Source organism: Mycobacteriales bacterium (assembly GCA_036497565.1).
GTDB lineage: Bacteria > Actinomycetota > Actinomycetes > Mycobacteriales > QHCD01 > DASXJE01.
In genome coordinates this window covers 1-18988 of the sequence record DASXJE010000022.1, presented here as the reverse complement: position 1 = coordinate 18988, position 18988 = coordinate 1, and the positions used below count along the sequence as shown (strand labels likewise).

Here is an 18988-nt window from a genome sequence, read left to right as displayed (position 1 = left end):
CCGGGCACTGCGCCGGGCCGCTCCGGCGCTGCAGACCTGGGCCGACGCCTGCTCCCCCCGCAAGGTGCTGCTGGCCGGTCCCCGGTCGTTCTGCGCCGGGGTCGAGCGGGCCATCGCCATCGTCGAGGCGGCGCTCGAGCGTTACGGGGAGCCGGTCTACGTCCGCAAGCAGATCGTGCACAACATCCACGTGGTGCGCGACCTCGAGCAGCGCGGTGCCATCTTCGTCGACGAGGTCGACGAGGTGCCCGACGGCGCGACGCTGGTCTTCTCCGCGCATGGGGTGTCGCCCCAGGTGCGCGCCGAGGCGGGCGCGCGCGGTCTGCAGGTCATCGATGCGACCTGCCCGCTGGTCAGCAAGGTGCACGCCGAGGCGCGGCGGTTCGCCGCCCGCGGCGAGACGATCGCGCTGATCGGCCACCGCGGCCACGAAGAGGTCGAGGGCACCACCGGCGAGGCGCCCGAGGCGGTCCGGCTGGTCGAGTCGGCCGAGGACGTGGAGACGCTCGAGGTGGAGGATCCGGAGCGGATCTCCTATCTCATGCAGACCACGCTCGCTGTCGACGAGTCGCAGCACGTCGTCGACGCCCTGCGCCGGCGGTTCCCGGCGCTGCGCGGTCCGTCCTCCGACGACATCTGCTACGCCACTACAAACCGGCAGGCCGCGATCCGCGCGGTCGCCCGCGAGTCCGACGCCGTCCTCGTCGTGGGGTCGGCCAACTCCTCCAACTCCCGTCGCCTGGTCGAGATCGCGGCGCGGGAGTGCGGGGAGGCACACCTGGTGGACGACGACGGTGACATCGACCTCGGCTGGCTGGCCGGGCGACGCACCATCGGGCTCACCGCCGGCGCATCCGCGCCGCCCGACCTCGTCGAACGGGTGATCACTGCATTGGCCGGACTCGGTCCGGTCGAGGTCGCCGAGCGTCCCGTGGTCACCGAATCAGTGGAGTTCTCACTGCCCAAGGAGGTCAGTCGCCCATGAGCATCCCGCTGCGCCAGAGCGCACGGATCGGCGCATATCTGTTCAAGCAGAAGGTCACCAGGAAGGACAAGTTCCCGCTGATCGTCGAGCTCGAACCGCTGTTCGCCTGCAACCTGTCCTGCCCCGGGTGCGGAAAGATCCAGCACCCCGCCGATGTCCTCAAGCAGCGGATGCCGGTCGAGCAGGCGATCGGGGCGATCGAGGAATGCGGTGCCCCGATGGTGTCGATCGCGGGCGGCGAGCCGCTGATGCACCCGCAGATCGACGTCATCGTCAACGAGTTGGTGAAGCGCAAGAAGTACGTCTACCTGTGCACCAACGCGGTGCTGCTGCGCAAGCGGATCGAGCGCTTCGACTTCAAGCCGTCGCCGTACTTCTCCTTCGTCGTGCACGTCGACGGGCTCAAGGAGCGCCACGACGAGGCGGTCGACAAGGAAGGAGTCTTCGACGAGGCGATCGCGGCCATCAAGGAGGTCAAGCGCCGCGGCTTCACCGTCAACACCAACTCGACCTTCTTCAACACCGACACCCCACAGACCATCATCGACGTCCTCGACTTCTTGAACGACGACGTCAAGGTCGACCAGATGATGATCTCGCCGGCCTACGCCTACGAGAAGGCACCCGACCAGGAGCACTTCCTCGGTGTGCAGGAGACCCGGGAGCTGTTCCAGAAGGCGTTCGCCGACGGACGGCGCAAGAAGTGGCGGCTCAACCACTCGCCGCTCTTCCTCGACTTCCTCGAGGGGAAGGTCGACTTCGGCTGCACCGCATGGGGCATCCCGTCGTACTCGCTCAAGGGCTGGCAGAAGCCGTGCTACCTGATGGCCGACGGCTACACCGAGACCTACCGCGAGCTGATCGACACCACCGACTGGGACTCCTACGGCCGCGGCAAGGACGAACGCTGCAACAACTGCATGGCGCACTGCGGCTACGAGCCGACGGCGGTGCTCGCCACGATGGGCTCGCTCAAGGAGTCGCTGCGGGCCGCCCGCAGCTGAGCGGTCCCGGGTCCGTCACCCGAAGCGGGCCGAGAGCGCGCGGTAGAGGCCGGGGGTCATGCCGTGCATGCGGGCGGCGAACCCCAGCCAGCGGGGTATGACCACGGTCCGGCGCTCGGCGATGATCCCGTCGCAGATCGCCCCGGCCACCGTGCTCGTGCTGATCGGCCGTGGCCAGCGCCGGGTGTAGGGCTTTCCGCGGTGGCTGAAGAAGTCGGTCGCCACAGGCCCGGGCGCCACCACCGTGACGCCGACGCCGGACCCGGCGAGCTCGTCGGAGAGGCTGTCGGCGAAGGTGCTCAGGCCGCCCTTCGCGGCGGAATAGACCGACTCGTTGCGTACGCCGACGAGTCCCGCGATCGAGCTCATCAGCACGATCCGGCCCCGGCCCCGCTCCAGCATGCCGGGCAGGACCAGCCGGGTGAGCTGCATCGGCGCGATCAGGTCGACCCGCATCACGCCGTCCACCTCGCCCGTACTCGTGTCGACAAGGGGCCCGGCGCGGCCGACGCCGGCGGCGCTGACCAACAGGTCGATCGTCCCGGCGACCTGCTCGACCTCAGCGACGAGTTTGTCCGGCATGCCAGGTTGGAGTAGATCGGCCTGGACGGCGTGCGCACCCAGCAGATCCGCCACGCCCGCGAGCCGGCCCGCGTTGCGGCCCGCGACGACCACCTTGGCCCCGGCCCGCGACAGGGCGATGGCCGTCGCTCGACCGATCCCCCCGGTCGCTCCGGTGACCAATGCGACGCTGCCGACGATGTCCATGAGCCCGCTCCGCGCGGAACGCCCCCTTCGCGATCGCTGTGCTCGCGACGCTACCGGTTAGGCTGGCGCAGCCAACCCGGCCGCTCCGGCACACACGATCGCGAGTACTGCCCACGTGACGATTGCCATCATTCTGTGCGCAGCGGTGCTGCTCGGGCTTGGCTTCGTACTGCAGCAGCGGGCGGCCCAGGAGGCGCCGCCGGAGGATGCGCTCCGGTTCAAGCTCTTCCTCGACCTGATCAAGAAGCCGGTGTGGCTGGCCGGCATCGGCTCGATGGTGGGCGGTCAGATCCTCGGCGCCATCGCCCTCGGGCACGCCGATGTGATCCTGGTCGAGCCGCTGCTCACCACCAACCTGCTCTTCGCCCTGGCACTGGCCCGCGTCATCTCCTCCCAACAACTCGGCCGGCGCGAGTGGTCCGGGGCGATCATCCTGAGCGTCGGCGTCGCGGTGTTCATCATCGCCGGGCAGCCGCACACGGGCAGCCAGCCGGTCAGCGAATTACGCCGCTGGCTGGTCGTCGGGGTGGTCGCCGCCATCGCCGCGGCGCTGGTCGCCGTCGCGCGGCGGCGGGCCGCGACCGAGAAGGCCACGCTGCTCGCCTCCGCCGCCGGGTCTCTCTACGGCCTGCAGGACGGCTTCACCAAGCGCTCCATGGTGCTGCTCGACCATGGCATCGGCGATCTGGTGACCTCCTACCTGCCCTACGCCGTGTTCGGCGTCGCCGTGATCGGCCTGCTGCTCGCCCAGAGCGCCTTCGAGGTCGCCCCGCTCCGCGCCTCGCTGCCTGCGATGACCGTCGCCGAGCCGCTCGCCGGAATCGCATTCGGTGTCGGGGTGTTCGGGGAGGTAGTGCGCCTGGCACCGATCTGGCTGGCGCTCGAGTCGGCAGGACTGGTCGCGATGATTACCGGGGTCATCCTCATCACGAGGTCACCGATGCTGCACCGAGGCGGTGCACCCGCCAAGTCACCGGTGCCCCAATGATCGCCATCTTCTTCGCCATCTGTGCCGCGGCGAGCAATGCGACCGGGACGGTCCTGCAGCGCCGGGCCGCGAGCCTCGCGCCGGCCGACGAGACGATGCGCCTGGCCCTGGTGAAGGACCTGATCCGACGCCCGATCTGGCTGGCCGGCATCGGGGGGCTCATCGGCGGGTTTCTCTTCCAGGCGCTCGCCCTGAGCCACGGCGAGCTCAGCCTGGTCCAGCCGATCGTCGTCGCCGAACTGCCGCTCACCCTGGCCGTCGCCGCGCTGCTCTTCCGGGCCCGGCTGGACCGCGACGCGATCGGCGGGGCCATCGCGGTGAGCGCCGGGCTGGCGTTGGTCATGCTGGCCACCGACCCCCACGGCGGCCACGAGGCCAACGGCTGGCTGACCTGGTTCGCCGCCTGCGTGGTCAGCGTGGGCGTCGGTCTGGCACTGGTGCTCGCCGGGCTCCGGTTGCACGGCGGTCGGCGCGGGACCCTCTTCGGTGCGGCGGCCGGCCTGGGCTTCGGCTTCACCGCGGCGCTGATGAAGGGTGCGCTGGACCGGATCAACGACGGCGTGGGCGCCGTAGTCAGCTCGTGGCAGCTCTACGCCATGGTCGTCACCGGTATCGCCAGCGTCTTCCTCATCCAGAACGCGCTCCAGGCCGGGTCGCTCGTCGCCGTCCAACCGGCCATCACCATCTGCGATCCGCTCACCAGCGTCGGATACGGCGTCTTCCTCTTCGGCGAGCAGCTGCGGGGCGGCATCTGGCTGCTGCCCTCGTTGGTCGGCGCCATCACGATCGCGGTCGGCAGTGTCGTCCTGTCCCGCTCACCGCTGAGCGCGGCCGACGGGTCCGATCTCGTCCCGACCCCGACATCCGGCACCCGGGTGGGCACCGCCGGCTCCTCCTGATCCGCCGACCCGCGCGGACTACCCGGGACCGGCCGTCGCCGCACGGTCGGCGAGCCAGCGGCGGAGCGCCACGGCCGGATCCTCGACGAAGACGGCCGCGGCCCGCTCCCGCTGCTCGTCGCGCACCGAGCCCGGCCGGCGCAGCTTCTCGACCGCGTCCAGCAGCGTGGCGCCGTCCCCGGCAGGGGTGACCAGGGCGGCGTCGCCGAGCGCCCGGACACCGAGCCGGCCGTGGCCCGGCAGCGGCCGGTAGCTGACGACCGGCAGCCCCGCGGCGAAGGCCTCGGCGCAGGTCTCGCCGCCCGCATTGTCGACCAGGACGGCGGCCGCGGCGAACAGGTCGGGAAGGTCGTCCCGCCAGCCCAGGGCCAGACAGCGGCCGGCCGTCGCCAGGGTCCGGCGCAGCCGCTCGTTGCGGCCGCACAGGACGACGGGCCGCACCCCGTCGAGCTCGGCCAGCCGGGCCGCCGTACCCACGGCGTCACCCACGCCCCATGACCCGGTCGACACCAGCACCGCCTGCTCGTCCGGCCGGAGTCGCAGCGCGCGCCGGCCGGCCGTGGGGTCGGTGCACCGGGAGAAGCGGGCGTCGATGAGCGGTCCGGGGGCCAGGGCCGCCCGGCCGGTCCGGGACCGGGCCTCGGCGGCCACCGCCGGGTAGGGGCAGACGAACAGGTCGGTGGCCGGGTGCAGCCACAGCTTGTGGGCGGCCGGCTCGGTGATCATCACGACACTGGGCACGGTGAGGCGGCCGTGGGCCCGCAACCGGCCGGCGGCCTGACCGGCGAGATGGAAGGTGGACACGACGGCGGTCGGCTTGTAGTCCGCCAGCAGCGGCCGCAGCCGGCGGGCGGCGAGGGCGACCAGCGGCGAGGTGGTCGGCTGGTGCTGTCCGCGCGGGACGAAGAACGTCTGGAAGATCCCTTCGTAGAGCCACGGCGCCGCCCGCAGCATGCCGCCGTAGCCGTCGCGCAGCGCCCGCCCGGTCCCGGCCGGAAGGATGTCGAGCAGATCGACGATCCGGACCTCCGCCGCGCCGCTCAGGCGGGCGGCCAGCTCGCGGGCGACCTGGTTGTGCCCGGAGCCCATGCTCGCGGTCAGCACCAGGTAGCGCCCGGCGGGCACCGCACTCGGGTCGGCCATGCGCCATACGATGTCCTATCCGCGGGTCGAGCGGGGGGAAGGGGTGCCGGTGCCGGGACGAATGGGCTGGCCCGGTGTCGGGGCCGCACTGCTCGCCGGCTGGCACCTGGGGCCGGCGGCGACCTGGCTGCCGCCGGTCCGTGCGCTGACCCCCGCGCTCGCCGGCCGGGGCCGGGCCGACCACGTCGCCCTCACCTTCGACGACGGCCCGTCCGCCGAGTCCACCCCGGAGTTGCTGCGGGTGCTGGAGGCGGCCGGCGTACGGGCCACCTTCTTCATGGTCGGCGAGCGGCTCGCCCGCCGGCCCGGGATCGGACGGGCCGTGGCCGATGCCGGGCACGAGGTGGCCGTCCACGGCTTCGAGCACCGCTACCTGCTGGGCCGGTCGCCGTGGCACGTCCACGCCGACCTCGCCCGGGCCCGGGACCTGGTCGGCGACATCACCGGGACCGCGCCCCGCTGGTTCCGCCCGCCGTACGGCGTCCTGACCGGTGACGCTGCGCTCGCCGCGCGGCTGCTGGGCCTGCGGCCGGTGCTCTGGACGGCCTGGGGACGGGACTGGACCCCGGCGGCCAGCCCCCGATCGGTCGAGGACACCATCGCGCCCGGCATCCGGGGCGGGGCGACCCTGCTGCTGCACGACGCCGGCTACGACGCAGCGCCGGGTGCTTGGCGCTCCGCCGTCGGTGCCCTGGCGGGCGTCATCGACCGGGCGCAGGCGCTCGGCTACCGCGTCGGGCCGCTGGCCGAGCACGGCGTCGGCGTACGGCGGCGGGGCTGAGCGCCGGCGGTCAGCTCCCCGGCGCCGGCGGGGGCTGTTCCGGACCGGCCGGCGGGTCGTCGGGGAGCGTCAGGTCCGGCTTCGGGATCTCCACCTTCGGCACCGAGACCGGCGGGATGGGCGGGAGACCGGGCCGCAGCGACTCACCGACGTCCGGCAGGCCCTCATGGGCCTCGATGCTGTCGGGGTCGGAATCCGACGCCCGCAGCGATTCCGGCTGCACCGCCGCCGGCGGCAGTTTCGAGTCGAACCAGTCGCTGGTGTCGATCGGCGCCTCGCCGTTGGGCTTCGCGGACGGGGTGTCGCCGGCCTGGGTGAGCCAGGAGCCGTTCGAACCGCCCGAGCCCTCCCCCTCCTTGTCGCCGCCGGTGAATCGCGACAGGCCCTCCAGTGCCTTGCTGAACTCGCTGGGCACGATCCACAGCTTGTTGGCGTCGCCCTGCGCGATCTGCGGCAGCGTCTGCAGGTACTGGTAGGCAAGCAGTTTCGGGTCGGGATCGGCGTTGTGGATCGAGCGGAACACCGTCTCGATCGCCTTCGCCTGGCCCTGCGACGACAGGTAGCGGGCGGCCCGCTCACCCTCGGCCCGCAGGATCAGGCTCTGCCGCTCGGCCTCGGCACTGAGGATCGCCGCCTGCTTCTGGCCCTGTGCACTGAGGATCTGCGCCGCCTTCTGGCCTTCGGCGGTCTTGATCGCCGACTCCCGCGCACCCTCGGCCTGCAGGATGATCGCGCGCTTGTCCCGGTCGGCACGCATCTGCTTCTCCATCGAGTCCTTGATCGACGGCGGCGGGTCGATGGCCTTCAGCTCCACCCGGCCGACCCGGATGCCCCACCGGCCGGTCGCCTCGTCGAGCTCGCCGCGAAGCCTCGTGTTGATCGCGTCCCGGGAGGTCAATGCCTCCTCGAGGTTCATGCCGCCGACGACGTTGCGCAGGGTGGTGATGGTGAGCTGCTCGACGGCCTGGATGAAGTTGGCGATCTCATACGTCGCCGCACGCGGATCGGTGACCTGGAAGTAGATGACCGTGTCGATGTTGACGGTCAGGTTGTCCGAGGTGATGACCGGCTGCGGCGGGAACGACACGACCTGCTCGCGCAGGTCGATCATCGCGCGGACCCGGTCGACGAACGGGGCGAGGAAGGCTATGCCCGGAGGCAGGACCTTCGTGAACCGGCCCAGTCGTTCGACCACCCCGGCCCGCGCCTGCGGCACGATCCGGATGCTTCTGGCCAGGACGACGAGCACCAGCACGACGATGACGCCCAGTGCGATCAATGCTGCCATTACGGCTCTCCCCAAACGACGGCGGTGACGCCGTTGATCTCCATGACTCTGACAGTACGTCCGACCTCGAGCACCTGCGTCGCGTCGTAGCTCTGCGCCGACCACTCGTCGCCGCCGATCTTGACCCGACCCTGCTGCGCGTCGACGGTGCGCAGCACGGTGGCGGTGCGACCCACGAGCGCCTCGATGCCGGTCCTGCTGAGCTCCTCGGTGTTCTCCAGGTGCCGCCGGGCGATCGGCCGGACGACCAGCAGCAGACCGACCGCGGCGATCGCGAACACCAGGACCTGCAGGCCGACCCCCAGACCGAGCGCCGCCGCGCCACCGGCGACCAGGGCGCCGCCGGCGAACATGATGAGGACGAGACCGAGCGACAGCGTCTCGGCGACGACCAAGGCCCCCGCCGCGATCAACCAGATCAACCAGTCGGCCACACATCCATCCTGCCACTTATTCGGTGTCTGCCTCTTTTCTCACCCAATGTCGGTGACGAAGTCGATCAGCCGCTCCACGGCGCCCAGGAGCGGGATCTGCAGGTCGGCGTAGGTGGACACCGAGGAGAGCACCCGGCGCCACATCGTCTGGGGGTCGGACACCCCGAGCGCGGCGCAGACACCCTCCTTCCACGCCGTGCCGCGGGGCACCCGTGGCCAGGCCGGGATGCCGACCGCCTCGGGCTTGACCGCCTCCCAGATGTCGACATAGGGGTGCCCGGTCACCAGGACGTGCGGGTCCCGCACGCCCGCGACGATGCGCTGCTCCTTGCTGCCCGCCACCAGGTGGTCGACGAGGACACCGAGCCGGCGGCCGCGCTCCGGCCGGAACCCGGCGACGACCGCGGCCAGGTCGTCGATGCCGTGCAGCGGCTCCACCACGATCCCCTCGATCCGCAGGTCGTCGCCCCACACCCGCTCGACCAGCGCGGCGTCGTGCACGCCCTCGACGTAGATGCGGCTGGCCCGGGCGACGCGGGTCGGTGCGCCCGGCACCGCCAGCGAGCCGGAGGCGGTGCGGGCCCGCGCCGTCGGCCCTGCCACCGGCGCCGGTCGGACGAGCGTCACCGGATCGCCGTCGACGAGAAACCCGGCCGGCCGCAGCGGGAAGACCCGGCGCCGGCCGTGCCGGTCCTCCAGCGTCACCACGTCGCCGGCGCAGGCCACCACCGCCCCGCAGAAGCCGGACGCCGGGTCCTCGGCGACCACCCCGGCCTCGGCCGGGACCTCCGGGATCCGGCGGGCGCGCCGCCAGTCCCCGGACAGGACGTCATCGCCGTACCGGTCCCGCTGCGCCACGTCGTACTCCTCGGTGCTCGCCGATTCCACCGGCGGGCACGCTAACCGGCGCCCCGTGCGGCCGCGACGTAGGCTCGCCGACATGTGTCGATTGCGGTCCGGACTGTTCGTCGCGTGGGGTTCGTCCTGGCTCGCCGGGCGGACGTCGTACGACGACCTGGTGGTGAAGGTCACCGGCGGCGACGAGCCGCACCGGGTGCACGGCCTGCCCGACTCGCCGGACGCGCCGCTGGGCTGGGCGCTGACCGCGCTGCGGTCCCGCAACGCCGACGCGCTGCGGCTGGTGCTTCCGGTCCCCGGCGACCCGCGCGGCCTGCCCGCCGGGTCGGACTTCGCCGCCGACGCGCTGCGGGCCGGCGAGGCGGTCATCGGCGGCGGCCTGGGCCTGGTGCCGGACGTGCAGGAGCGCGGTTCGCAGATCGGCAGCCGGGCGGTCGTGGTGGTCTGGCGGGCGTACGAGATCGACGAGCCGCGGCCGGACCCGCTGCATCTCGCCGACGCCGAGCACGACCTGACGGAGGCGCTGCGGGAGGCCGCGACCGCGCTGTCCGACCTCGACGTGGCCACCTGGCGGCCGGAGCTCGCCGAGGCGGCGGCCGGGATCCGCAACGGGGCCGCTCGGCTCACCCTGCCGGCCGGCTACGACCCGCGGGCGCTGCGGCTGCTCGCGCAGGCCGACCGGCTCGCCGCCGTACTCGACCTCGCGCACGACGACGCGCCCGGAGGCGCCGTCACCAGCCAGGAGGCCCGCCGCCGGGCCGAGATCCTGCGGCCGCTGGCGACCGCGATCCGGCGCGCTCGGCTCGCCGCCTACAACGCCGTGACCGCCGACCGCAGGTAGGCCGGGTGGGCCGCGGCCGGGGCGGGGCCAGCGGCCGGTCGGTCCGGTTCGGCGAGGGCCGCTAGCAGCAGCGGCAGCGACCGGTGCAGCTCCCGCTGCCAATAGGGCCAGGTGTGGGTGCCAGGGCCGTAGAAGTCGGTGATCACCGGCGCGTGCAGCACCCTCAGCCGGGCGGCGAGCGCATGGTTCTCGGCGTTGAACAGCCGTTCGAATGCGTTGGACTGACCGGGCGGGTCGAAGGGTCCGGAGGTGCCGTCGCCGACGGAAAGGAACATCGGCGTATGCCGGAGCCGGGCGGCCAGCTCATAGGGGTCGTGCGCGGCCCAGATGGCCCGCTGCGCGGTCGGATCGCCCCAGACCGCGTACGGGTCCACGTTCTGGCCCTGGTTGATCGACAGGACGTTGGCCGGTCCGCCGGGCTCGTAGAGCGGGTGCACGACCCCGCTGTAGGACGCGGCGGCGCGGAACATGCCGGGGTGCCGGGCGGTGTAGGAGAGCGCGCCGAGGCCGCCCATCGACAGCGCGGGTCCGCTCCCGCGATCCCGGCATCCGACACGAAAACGGTCAACCGGTCAAGGGCCCGGCCGACGCGGCGCCGGACAGCAGCCGAGCGGGCAGGTGTCGTGCGACGGCCCCATCAGGCCGAGGGCGCGCGGCGCCCGATCCGGTTCCGCGCGCTCCAGCACGAGCTCGCGGACCATCGTGACGAACCGCGGATCGGTGCCCGGCGTGGCGGCCCGCACGAAGGCGATGCCACGCGCGGCGGCCGCGGCCGCCGCCTCGTTGTCGAGGTCCCACCGCACTTCCATGTGGTCGCTGATGAAGCCGATCGGCGAGACCACGACGGCGGGCACCCCGTCGCCGGCCAACGCGTCGATGTGGTCGACGATGTCCGGCTCGAGCCACGGCACCTGCGGCGGCCCGCTACGGCTCTGCCAGACCAGGTCGTACGGCCGGCCGGGCGCGACCCGCTCGGCGACCAGCCGAGCGGTCTCGGCCAGCTCGGCGACGTAGAGCCCGCCCTCGGGCCCGCTGGCCTGCGCCATCGCGACCGGGATGCTGTGCGCGGTGAACACGAGCCGGGCAGCGTCGCGGCGGTCCGCCGGCAGCGACTCGAGGGCGGCGCGGACCGCGTCGACGTTCGGCTCGACGAAGCCGGGGTGGTTGAAGAAGTGCCGGATCTTGTCGATCTGCGGCGCTCCCTCTCCCACCTGCTCGCGCGCTGCGGCGATGTCGTCCTGGTACTGCCGGCAGCCCGAGTACGACGCGTAGGCGCTGGTGACGAAGGCCAGCGCGCGACGGACGCCGTCGGCGGTCATCTGACGCACCGTGTCGGCGAGGTAGGGCCGCCAGTTGCGATTGCCCCAATAGATCGGCAGGTCGACGCCGGTGCGGGCGAAGTCGGCCTCGACCGCGGCGATCAGCGCCCGGTTCTGCGCGTTGATCGGGGACACGCCGCCGAAGTGGTCGTAGTGCCCGGCGACCGCGACCAGGCGGTCCCGCGGGACGCCCCGACCGCGGGTGACGTTCTCGAGGAACGGCAGGACGTCGTCAGGCCCTTCGGGGCCGCCGAAGGCCACCACGAGGACGGCGTCGTAACTCACGTCATCCATCCTGCCCGGCGTCGCCGGGTCCGACCGCCGTGGGGCGGAGGTGGGTGTCAGGCGCCCATCGCGTGGTAGCCGCCGTCGACGTGCACGATCTCCCCGGTCGTCTTGGGGAAGAAGTCCGACAGCAGCGCGACGCAGGCGCGGCCGGTGGGCTCGGAGTCCTCGGAGTCCCAGCCCAGCGGTGCGCGCTCGCCCCACATCTGCTCCACCGGCCCGATGCCGGGGATGCTCTTCGCGGCGAGCGTGCGCATGTAGCCGGCCGAGACGAGGTTGACGCGGATCCCCTTCGGGCCGAGGTCGCGGGCGAGGTAGCGGGAGCAGGACTCGAGCCCCGCCTTGGCGACGCCCATCCAGTCGTACGCCGGCCAGGCCACCGTCGCGTCAAAGGTCAGCCCGACGACCGCTCCCCCGTCGGTCATCATCGGCAAGGCGGCCATCGTCAGGGCCTTGAGCGAGTAGGCGGAGACCTGGAACGCGGTCGCGGCGTCCGGCCACGACGTGTTGAGGAAGTTACCGCCGAGCGCGTCCTGCGGGGCGAACGCGATCGAGTGGACGACGCCGTCGAGGCCGTCGACGTGCTCGCGCAGCGCGTCGGCGAGGCCGGCGAGATGCTCGTCGTTCGTCACGTCCAGTTCGAGGACCACCGGCTCGCTGGGTAGCCGCTTCGCGATCCGCCTGGTGATCGACAGCGCCCGGCCGAAGTTGGTGATGATGACCTGCGCGCCCTGCTCCTGCGCCACCTTCGCGACGGCGAAGCCCAACGAGGTGTCCATCGTCACGCCGGCGACAAGGATGCGCTTGCCCGCAAGCAGACCGCTCACGCTCTCTCCTCTGTTCTGGTCGCGTCCTGGCATCGGGGTGCGGTGGACCGCACGACTAGTGGCCCATGCCGATTCCGCCGTCCACCGGAAGCACCGCTCCGGTGATGTAGCCGCCGGCGTCCCCGGCGAGGAACGTCACCACGCCGGCCACCTCCTCGAGCGTGGCGTAGCGAGCCATCGGGATCTCCCCGAGGATCTGGGTACGCCGCTTCTCCGGCAGTGCCCTGGTCATGTCGGTGTCGACGAAGCCCGGGGCGACGACGTTGGCGGTGATGCCCCGGCTGGCGAGTTCGCGGGCGACCGAGCGTGCCAGGCCGACGAGACCGGCCTTGGCGGCGGCGTAGTTGGCCTGCCCGGCCGAGCCGGACAGCCCGACGACCGAGGAGATGAAAATCATCCGGCCGCGGCGCATCCGCAACATCCCGGCGGCGGCCCGCTTGGCGACCCGGTAGGCGCCGGTGAGGTTGGTGTCGATGACGTCGGCGAACTGCTGTTCGCTCATCCGCAGCAGCAGGGTGTCGTCGTTGATGCCGGCGTTGGAGACCAGCACCTCGACCGGCCCGTGCTCGGCCTCGGCGGCGGTGAACGCGGCGTCGATCGCGTCGGCGTCGGTGACGTCGCAGCGGACACCGAGCAGGCCGTCGGGTGGCGGGGTTCCGCGGTAGGTGACCGCGACCCGGTCACCCTGCGCGGCGAAGGCCTGGGCGATCGCCAGCCCGATGCCCCTGTTGCCGCCGGTGACGAATACGGATCGACTCACCGTGATCGCACCTCCCGGGGGCGTCGTACCGGTCATGACCGGACGAGGCTACCGGCCCGGTCCCGGCGCGCGATGTCGGCCCGCTGCCCCCATGATCAAGAGGGGATTCGTACGGCGTTTCGCACCCAAATCCCCTCTTGATCACGGGGAGGGGGGCGGGCGGCGGGGGTTACAGGAGCCGGTTGGTCCACAGCAGCGACAGTCCGGTGGCCGCGAAGGCGAGGAACAGCCCGACCGCGACGGCCCAGATGGTCACCTCGCGGTGCTGGGTGGTGAAGCCGATCTGGCTGCCGAGATCCTTGTAGACGGTACGGAGTTCGCCGGCGCTCGCGGCGGAGTGGTAGCTGCCGCCGGTGCCCTTGGCGATCTCCTTCATCGTCTCGGTGTCCACCGGCACCTGCTGCGACTGGCCTTCCAGCTCGATCGAGCCCTCGGCGGTGCCGAACGCGATGGTCGAGACCGGCACATGTGCCTTCTGCGCAGCCTGGATGGCGTCGGCGACCGGCCGGCCGACCGTGCGGGCGCCGTCGGAGAGCATCACGACCCGGGACGGCACCGGCTTGGACCGGCCGTCACCGGTCGGCAGCTGGGCCCGGAACGACCGCAGGGCGCCGAGCGCGGCGATGATCGCGTCGCCGGTCGCCGTGGACTGGGCCAGCTGCAGGTCGTCGATGGCCCGGGTCACCGAGTCGCGGTTGGTGGTCGGGGCGACGTCGACCGTCGCCGTACCGGCGAAGGACACCAGCCCCAGGTTGATCTGCTTGGGCAGCAGATGGGTGAACTGCTTCGCCGCGACCTGGGCCGCCTTCAGCCGGGTCGGGGTGACGTCGTTGGCCTCCATCGACAGCGATACGTCGATGACCATCATCACGGTGGCGCGGTCCCGGGGGACCTTCACCTGCCGGGCCGGCCGGGCCATCGCGACGGTCAGCGACGCGAGGGAGACGAGCAGCAGGCCGAAGGCCACGTGCCGGCGCCACCCGGGGCGTTTGGGCGCCACGCTGTCCAGCAGCGCGACGTTGGTGAACCGGGCGGCGTAGCGGCCGCGACGCAGCGCGAGAACGATGTAGAGCCCGAGCAGTACGGCGACCGCGAGCAGCAGCCACAGCCAGCCGGGCGACAGGAACCCGGTCATCGGGCGGCCCTCACCGCAGCGCCCCGCCCGAGGCGCGGCGCCGGCGCGCCGCCACGAACCGCAGGATGTCGAGCAGCCAGTCGCCGTCGGTGCGCAGGATCAGGTGGGATGCGCCGGCCCGGCGGATCGCCGCGGCGATCTCCTGCCGTTCGGCTCGGGCGGCCGCGGCGTAGCGCTCGCGCAGTCCGCGCCGCGAGGTCTGCACGTCCAGCTGCTGGCCGGACTCCGGGTCGACGACGGTGAGCAGCCCGACGTCGGGGATGTCGAGCTCCCGCGGATCGAGCACCTCGATCGCCAGGACCTCGTGCCGCCCCGCGAGCGCCCGCAACGGGCCCTCCCAGGTGCGCTCCCCGAGGAAGTCGGAGATGACGACGGCCAGACCCCGCCGCCGCGGCGGGCGGCGGAGCGTCTCCAGCGCCGCGGCGAGATCGCCCCGGCGGCCGCGGTCGGCGCGCGGGGTGCGCACCACCTGCCGGATGAGCGCCTGCGAGTGGGCGCGTCCGGACCGGGCCGGGATCCGGGTGGCGCCGTTGCCGGTGGCCACGATCGCGCCGACCCGGTTGCCGCCGTGCTGGGTGAGGTAGACGACCGCGGCGAGGCCGGCGACGGCCAGGTCACGTTTCTCGCAGGACGCGGTACCGAAGTCCAGGCTCGGGGACAGGTCGATCACCGCCCACGACTCGAGCTCGCGGTCGGCGATGGTCTCGCGCACGTGCGGGATCGTGGTCCGCGCGGTCACCGGCCAGTCCATCCGGCGTACGTCGTCGCCCGGGTAGTAGACCCGCGACTCCCCCGGCTCGGAGCCGGGTCCCGGGATGAGTCCGAGGTGGTTGCCCTGCAGCAGCCCGTCGAGCCGGCGGCGGACGATGAGCTCGAGCTTGGAGAGCACCGCCTCCGCCGTGTCGGTGGACAACGACGGCGGCGCGACGGTGCTCGTCGCCGGTGCCGCAGAGCTGGTTCTCACGCCGACCGTTCTCCGGGTGGCTCCGGCCCCATCGCCGGGCCGGGGTGGGATCCGGGGTGCGGTCCGGGATGCGGCGCGGGTGCCGGCCCGGTCGGATAACCCGCCGACCGCTGCCGCGGACTGACCTGCGGCAGAGGCACGGTCGCCAGCACCCGCCGGATCACGTGCTCGGCAGGCACCCCGTCGGCGAGTGCGTCGTAGGACAGGACCAGGCGGTGGCCGAGGATGTCGGGGGCCACGTCGACGATGTCCTGCGGCAGGACGTAGTCGCGGCCGCGCATCAGGGCAAGCGCCCGGCCGGAGGCGATCAGGCCGAGCGAGGCGCGCGGGCTCGCGCCGTAGGACACCCAGCCGGCCACGTCGGGCATGCCGTGCTCGAGCGGCTGCCGGGTCGCGAAGACCAGCCGCACCACGTAGTCGACGAGCGCGTGGTGCACGAAGACCCGGTTGGCCGACTCCTGCAGCCGGATCACGTCCGCCGGGCCGAGCACCTGGGCCGCGGAGGGTGGGTTGACCCCCATCCGGTAGATGATCTCCCGCTCCTCCTCCATCGTCGGGTAATCGACGACGATCTTGAGCAGGAAGCGGTCGCGCTGCGCCTCCGGGAGCGGGTAGACGCCCTCGGACTCGATCGGGTTCTGCGTGGCGAGGACCAGGAACGGCGACGGCAACTCGTAGGTGGTGCCGCCGATCGACACCTGCTGCTCGGCCATCACCTCGAGCAGCGCCGACTGCACCTTCGCGGGCGCCCGGTTGACCTCGTCGGTGAGCAGGAAGTTGGCGAACACCGGCCCGAGCTCGGTGTCGAACCGCTCCTGGCCGGCGCGGTAGATACGGGTCCCGACGATGTCGGCGGGCACCAGATCCGGCGTGAACTGCAGCCGGGAGAAGGTGCCCCCGAAGGTCGCCGCCAACGTCTCGACGGCGAGTGTCTTGGCGACACCGGGCACACCCTCGACCAGGCAGTGGCCGCGGGCGAGCAGTGCCACGAGCATCCGCTCGACCATCCGGTCCTGGCCGACGATCACCCGCTTGATCTCGAACATCGCCTGCTCGAGGAGTGTGGCGTCCCGGGCCGGTGTGCTCACGATGTCCCCCTGACCCTGCGACGGATCGGCTGGCTCGCTCACCGCGCCTCCTGTCGGCTCATCGGCTTCCCACCCGTGCGCTTCCCGGTCCGCGGAAACGGCGGCCGAGGACGATCTCCAGGCTGGTGCAAAGTAACGGTACGACGTCGCGGGCCCTCGTGCGGGCGTGACCCGAGAGCCCGCACCGGCGGCCGCTGCATCTACGCTCGTCCGGTGACCGCTGCAGACGGTGCCGGTCCGGCCGGTTCGGCCTATCTCGTCCGGCTCGGAACGGGTCGGGCCAGCGCCGCCGCGGCCGGGCCCCGCGCCGACCTCCTCGACCGGTGCGCCGGCGCCGGCCTGCCCGTGCCGGCCGGTTCGGTGCTGCTCGATGAGGTCCGGCGCAGCAACGGCACCGATCTCGCGGACCTGCTCGGCACACTGGACCCGGCCGAAGTGGTCACGCTACGTAGCGCATTCGCTGCGCCGGGTCCGCTGCCGTCGCGCACGATCCAGGCGATCCCAGGTGACGACGGCCCCGGGCTGGTCGCCGCGGTGCAGGCGATCTGGGCCACGGGTACGGCGGCCGCGGTGCGGCGTACCGACGTCGTCCTCCTCACCCACGTGTCCGGGGTGCAGGCCGGCGTCGCGGCTACCGAGCCGGGCCGCGACGACGTGGTGTCCTGGCGCGAGGTGACGCCGGAGGCGCGCAGCCTCGGCCGACCCGACGACGTCGGGCGTTGGGCCGCGGCGCCGTTGGGTCCCCGCGACCGCCCACACCGGGCGGTCGACCGCATTCCGCTGCCGCCGTGGGGCATGCGCCTGACCCGACTGCTGCGCGCCGTGCGCCAGGTCGTCGGCGTCGATCGCTGGGACGTCGAGTGGGTCGATGACGGAACCCGCTGTTGGCTCCTCGGCGTGCAACCGGGATTCGGCGAGGTCGGACGGGACGGGCTGAATCGTCGGCCCCACGGGCGTGTCGCCGGAAACACGCCATGAGTTGTGTTTGACCCGACGGGGTCGGGCTGGTGTAGCGTGCTGCTCGCGCCGGGCAGCTCCCCCCGTGGCTGCCCGGCGCCTTTTCCTGCTCTGACACCGTCATGACACACTGCCGCGGATGACCGACGACGCCGACGACACGCCGGTCTGTTCGGCCCGCGGATGCCGGTCACCGGGTGTCTGGATGCTGGTCTGGAACAACCCGCGCGTCCACACACCGGAGCGCGAAAAGACCTGGATCGCCTGCGCGGAGCATCGCGGCTCGCTGTCGCAATTCCTGGACGCCCGGGGATTTCTCCGCCGTACCGACCCGTTGACCTGAACCGGCGCCCGCGTCGCCGGTCAGCCGCCGATCGCCGACATCGGTCGGCTCGGCTGAGCGAAGTCCGGGTCGTCGATCCCGTGCCCGAACCGCTTCCCCGCGACGGCGCGCTGCATCTGCCCGGCGAGCTCGGCGTCGCTGGCCCCCGCCCGCATGGCGGTACGGAGATCGGACTCCTCGCGTGCGAACAGACAGTTACGAAGCTGCCCGTCGGCGGTCAGCCGGACCCGGTCGCAGGCCGCGCAGAACGGCTTGGTGACCGAGGCGATCACCCCGACCCGGCCGGTCTGCCCGGCCGGCAGGCCCGGACCGTCGAGGACCTGCCATCCTTCGGCCGGCGCGCTCCCCCGGGTCGGCTCGGGAGCCAACCGGTAGACCGTCGACAGTGCGGCAAGCACCTCGGCCGCGGTGACCATCTGGTCCCGGTCCCAGCCGTGCTGCGGGTCGAGCGGCATCTGTTCGATGATGCGCAGCTGGTACCCCTGGCGCAGACACCACTCCAGCAGCGGGACGGCCTCGTCGTCGTTGACGCCGCGGAGCAGGACGGCGTTGACCTTCACCGGTTCCAGTCCCGCGGCGCGGGCCGCGGCGAGCCCGGCGAGGACGTCGGCGTGCCGGTCGCGGCGGGTGATCCGGGCGAACCGCTCCGGGTCGAGGGTGTCCAGGGAGACGTTGACCCGGCGCAGTCCGGCGCGCGCCAGATCGTCGGCCAGGGCGGCCAGCGCGAGCGCGTTGGTCGTCACCGAGATCTCCAGGTCGGGCGAGAGCGCGGTGAACCGGGCCACGAGGTCGGGCAGGCCGGGGCGGATCAGCGGCTCGCCGCCGGTCAGCCGCAGGCTGCGCACCCCCAGGCCGAGGAGCACCCGCACCAGCCGGACCAGCTCGTCATCGGTCAGCAACTCCGCCCGCGGCAGCCAGGGCAGCCCGTCGGCGGGCATGCAGTAAGTGCAGCGCAGCGAGCACCGGTCGGTGAGCGACACCCGCAGGTCGCGTGCGCGTCGGCCGTATCCGTCGGTGAGCCCCGGGCCCGGAAGAGGTTCGGCCGCGCGATCGGTGACGAGCGGCACGAAGGTCATGGGTCCAGGTTAGGCCCCGCCGTCCGCGCGCGGGTGCGCCCGGCAACCGGTCAGGTGCCGGGGCGGGTGGCGCCGACCAGGCCGTCGTACCAGATCGGGACGATCTTCACGACGTCGCCGCTCTGGGGTGCCTCGAGCACCTGGCCGCCGCCGATGTAGATCGCCACGTGGTGGATGCTCGCCGGGGTGCCGTCGTAGGACCAGAACAGCAGGTCGCCCGGCATCAGGTCGTTCATCGACGGGTG

22 protein-coding genes are annotated in these 18988 nt (G+C 72.6%); 8 read left to right on the top strand and 14 right to left on the bottom strand.

Annotated elements, in window-relative coordinates; genetic code table 11:
- Window positions 1-7 precede the first annotated feature (7 nt).
- The gene (locus VGH85_02435; protein HEY2172646.1) at window positions 8-985 is read left to right on the top strand and encodes a 4-hydroxy-3-methylbut-2-enyl diphosphate reductase; all 978 of its coding nucleotides are present in this window, start codon (window positions 8-10) and stop codon (window positions 983-985) included.
- Entirely contained in the window at window positions 982-1989 is a 1008-nt protein-coding gene (gene hpnH / locus VGH85_02430; protein ID HEY2172645.1) for an adenosyl-hopene transferase HpnH, read from the top strand. The genes VGH85_02435 and hpnH overlap by 4 nt, the downstream gene beginning before the upstream one ends.
- A gap of 15 nt (window positions 1990-2004) precedes the next feature.
- Here the strand turns inward: hpnH and VGH85_02425 are convergent, their stop codons facing one another.
- Window positions 2005-2757, bottom strand: a complete 753-nt coding sequence (locus VGH85_02425; GenBank protein HEY2172644.1) for an SDR family NAD(P)-dependent oxidoreductase — start codon at window positions 2755-2757, stop codon at window positions 2005-2007.
- 115 nt (window positions 2758-2872) lie between these two features.
- Here VGH85_02425 and VGH85_02420 point away from each other — a divergent pair, with 115 nt between their 5' ends.
- Together VGH85_02420 and VGH85_02415 are read left to right on the top strand one after the other, a co-directional pair.
- Window positions 2873-3745: a DMT family transporter gene (locus VGH85_02420; GenBank protein ID HEY2172643.1), complete on the top strand. Its 873-nt coding sequence runs from the start codon at window positions 2873-2875 to the stop codon at window positions 3743-3745.
- The gene (locus VGH85_02415) at window positions 3742-4644 is read left to right on the top strand and encodes a DMT family transporter (GenBank protein HEY2172642.1); all 903 of its coding nucleotides are present in this window, start codon (window positions 3742-3744) and stop codon (window positions 4642-4644) included. The genes VGH85_02420 and VGH85_02415 overlap by 4 nt, the downstream gene beginning before the upstream one ends.
- A gap of 18 nt (window positions 4645-4662) precedes the next feature.
- Here VGH85_02415 and VGH85_02410 read toward each other — a convergent pair whose 3' ends face one another.
- Window positions 4663-5787: a hypothetical protein gene (locus VGH85_02410; protein ID HEY2172641.1), complete on the bottom strand. Its 1125-nt coding sequence runs from the start codon at window positions 5785-5787 to the stop codon at window positions 4663-4665.
- Between the two features lie 10 nt (window positions 5788-5797).
- Here VGH85_02410 and VGH85_02405 point away from each other — a divergent pair, with 10 nt between their 5' ends.
- Entirely contained in the window at window positions 5798-6568 is a 771-nt protein-coding gene (locus VGH85_02405) for a polysaccharide deacetylase family protein (GenBank protein ID HEY2172640.1), read from the top strand.
- A 10-nt stretch (window positions 6569-6578) separates the two neighbouring features.
- Here the strand turns inward: VGH85_02405 and VGH85_02400 are convergent, their stop codons facing one another.
- The 3 genes from VGH85_02400 to VGH85_02390 are packed head-to-tail and all read right to left on the bottom strand — an operon-like array spanning window position 6579 to window position 9178.
- The gene (locus VGH85_02400) at window positions 6579-7856 is read right to left on the bottom strand and encodes an SPFH domain-containing protein (GenBank protein ID HEY2172639.1); all 1278 of its coding nucleotides are present in this window, start codon (window positions 7854-7856) and stop codon (window positions 6579-6581) included.
- Entirely contained in the window at window positions 7856-8290 is a 435-nt protein-coding gene (locus VGH85_02395; protein ID HEY2172638.1) for an NfeD family protein, read from the bottom strand. The genes VGH85_02400 and VGH85_02395 overlap by 1 nt, the downstream gene beginning before the upstream one ends.
- Window positions 8291-8329: 39 nt before the next feature.
- A complete protein-coding gene (locus VGH85_02390; GenBank protein ID HEY2172637.1) occupies window positions 8330-9178 on the bottom strand; it encodes a DUF3097 domain-containing protein in 849 nt (282 codons plus the stop codon).
- A 52-nt stretch (window positions 9179-9230) separates the two neighbouring features.
- Here VGH85_02390 and VGH85_02385 point away from each other — a divergent pair, with 52 nt between their 5' ends.
- Window positions 9231-9989, top strand: a complete 759-nt coding sequence (locus tag VGH85_02385) for a hypothetical protein (GenBank protein HEY2172636.1) — start codon at window positions 9231-9233, stop codon at window positions 9987-9989.
- On the opposite strand, the gene VGH85_02380 is transcribed toward VGH85_02385, so the two are convergent.
- The 7 genes from VGH85_02380 to VGH85_02350 all read right to left on the bottom strand — a co-directional run bounded on the left by VGH85_02380 (window position 9959) and on the right by VGH85_02350 (window position 16370).
- Window positions 9959-10504 carry an alpha/beta hydrolase-fold protein gene (locus VGH85_02380; protein HEY2172635.1) on the bottom strand — a complete coding sequence of 182 codons (546 nt, stop codon included), beginning with the start codon at window positions 10502-10504 and terminating at the stop codon, window positions 9959-9961. The genes VGH85_02385 and VGH85_02380 overlap by 31 nt on opposite strands.
- A 57-nt stretch (window positions 10505-10561) precedes the next feature.
- The gene (locus VGH85_02375) at window positions 10562-11593 is read right to left on the bottom strand and encodes a ferrochelatase (GenBank protein HEY2172634.1); all 1032 of its coding nucleotides are present in this window, start codon (window positions 11591-11593) and stop codon (window positions 10562-10564) included.
- 56 nt (window positions 11594-11649) lie between these two features.
- Window positions 11650-12453 (bottom strand): enoyl-ACP reductase FabI, encoded by an 804-nt coding sequence (gene fabI, locus VGH85_02370; protein HEY2172633.1) that lies wholly within the window; start codon window positions 12451-12453, stop codon window positions 11650-11652.
- Between the two features lie 22 nt (window positions 12454-12475).
- Window positions 12476-13180, bottom strand: coding sequence for a 3-oxoacyl-ACP reductase FabG (gene fabG, locus VGH85_02365; protein HEY2172632.1), 705 nt, complete (start codon window positions 13178-13180; stop codon window positions 12476-12478).
- A 169-nt stretch (window positions 13181-13349) separates the two neighbouring features.
- Window positions 13350-14315: a VWA domain-containing protein gene (locus VGH85_02360; protein ID HEY2172631.1), complete on the bottom strand. Its 966-nt coding sequence runs from the start codon at window positions 14313-14315 to the stop codon at window positions 13350-13352.
- Window positions 14316-14325: 10 nt separating this feature from the next.
- Window positions 14326-15228, bottom strand: a complete 903-nt coding sequence (locus VGH85_02355; GenBank protein ID HEY2172630.1) for a DUF58 domain-containing protein — start codon at window positions 15226-15228, stop codon at window positions 14326-14328.
- 47 nt (window positions 15229-15275) lie between these two features.
- Window positions 15276-16370 carry a MoxR family ATPase gene (locus VGH85_02350; GenBank protein ID HEY2172629.1) on the bottom strand — a complete coding sequence of 365 codons (1095 nt, stop codon included), beginning with the start codon at window positions 16368-16370 and terminating at the stop codon, window positions 15276-15278.
- Between the two features lie 210 nt (window positions 16371-16580).
- Between VGH85_02350 and VGH85_02345 the strand changes: the two genes are divergently transcribed.
- Both VGH85_02345 and VGH85_02340 read left to right on the top strand, forming a co-directional pair.
- Entirely contained in the window at window positions 16581-17345 is a 765-nt protein-coding gene (locus VGH85_02345) for a hypothetical protein (protein ID HEY2172628.1), read from the top strand.
- Between the two features lie 118 nt (window positions 17346-17463).
- The gene (locus VGH85_02340; protein ID HEY2172627.1) at window positions 17464-17667 is read left to right on the top strand and encodes a hypothetical protein; all 204 of its coding nucleotides are present in this window, start codon (window positions 17464-17466) and stop codon (window positions 17665-17667) included.
- A 20-nt stretch (window positions 17668-17687) separates the two neighbouring features.
- Here the strand turns inward: VGH85_02340 and moaA are convergent, their stop codons facing one another.
- Together moaA and VGH85_02330 are read right to left on the bottom strand one after the other, a co-directional pair.
- Window positions 17688-18743, bottom strand: coding sequence for a GTP 3',8-cyclase MoaA (gene moaA, locus VGH85_02335; protein HEY2172626.1), 1056 nt, complete (start codon window positions 18741-18743; stop codon window positions 17688-17690).
- 50 nt (window positions 18744-18793) lie between these two features.
- The coding region (locus tag VGH85_02330; protein ID HEY2172625.1) for an NlpC/P60 family protein at window positions 18794-18988 on the bottom strand (195 nt) is incomplete at its 5' end.

Excerpts from the sequence above, each read along its gene's own strand:
- hpnH (HEY2172645.1), top strand. The coding sequence starts at position 982 with ATGAGCATCCCGCTGCGCCAGAGCGCACGGATCGGCGCATATCTGTTC.
- moaA (HEY2172626.1), bottom strand. The coding sequence starts at position 18,743 with ATGACCTTCGTGCCGCTCGTCACCGATCGCGCGGCCGAACCTCTTCCG.
- VGH85_02400 (HEY2172639.1), bottom strand. The coding sequence starts at position 7,856 with ATGGCAGCATTGATCGCACTGGGCGTCATCGTCGTGCTGGTGCTCGTC.
- VGH85_02340 (HEY2172627.1), top strand. The coding sequence starts at position 17,464 with ATGACCGACGACGCCGACGACACGCCGGTCTGTTCGGCCCGCGGATGC.
- VGH85_02385 (HEY2172636.1), top strand. The coding sequence starts at position 9,231 with ATGTGTCGATTGCGGTCCGGACTGTTCGTCGCGTGGGGTTCGTCCTGG.
- VGH85_02405 (HEY2172640.1), top strand. The coding sequence starts at position 5,798 with ATGTCCTATCCGCGGGTCGAGCGGGGGGAAGGGGTGCCGGTGCCGGGA.
- VGH85_02425 (HEY2172644.1), bottom strand. The coding sequence starts at position 2,757 with ATGGACATCGTCGGCAGCGTCGCATTGGTCACCGGAGCGACCGGGGGG.
- fabI (HEY2172633.1), bottom strand. The coding sequence starts at position 12,453 with ATGCCAGGACGCGACCAGAACAGAGGAGAGAGCGTGAGCGGTCTGCTT.
- VGH85_02415 (HEY2172642.1), top strand. The coding sequence starts at position 3,742 with ATGATCGCCATCTTCTTCGCCATCTGTGCCGCGGCGAGCAATGCGACC.
- VGH85_02380 (HEY2172635.1), bottom strand. The coding sequence starts at position 10,504 with ATGGGCGGCCTCGGCGCGCTCTCCTACACCGCCCGGCACCCCGGCATG.
- VGH85_02410 (HEY2172641.1), bottom strand. The coding sequence starts at position 5,787 with ATGGCCGACCCGAGTGCGGTGCCCGCCGGGCGCTACCTGGTGCTGACC.
- VGH85_02360 (HEY2172631.1), bottom strand. The coding sequence starts at position 14,315 with ATGACCGGGTTCCTGTCGCCCGGCTGGCTGTGGCTGCTGCTCGCGGTC.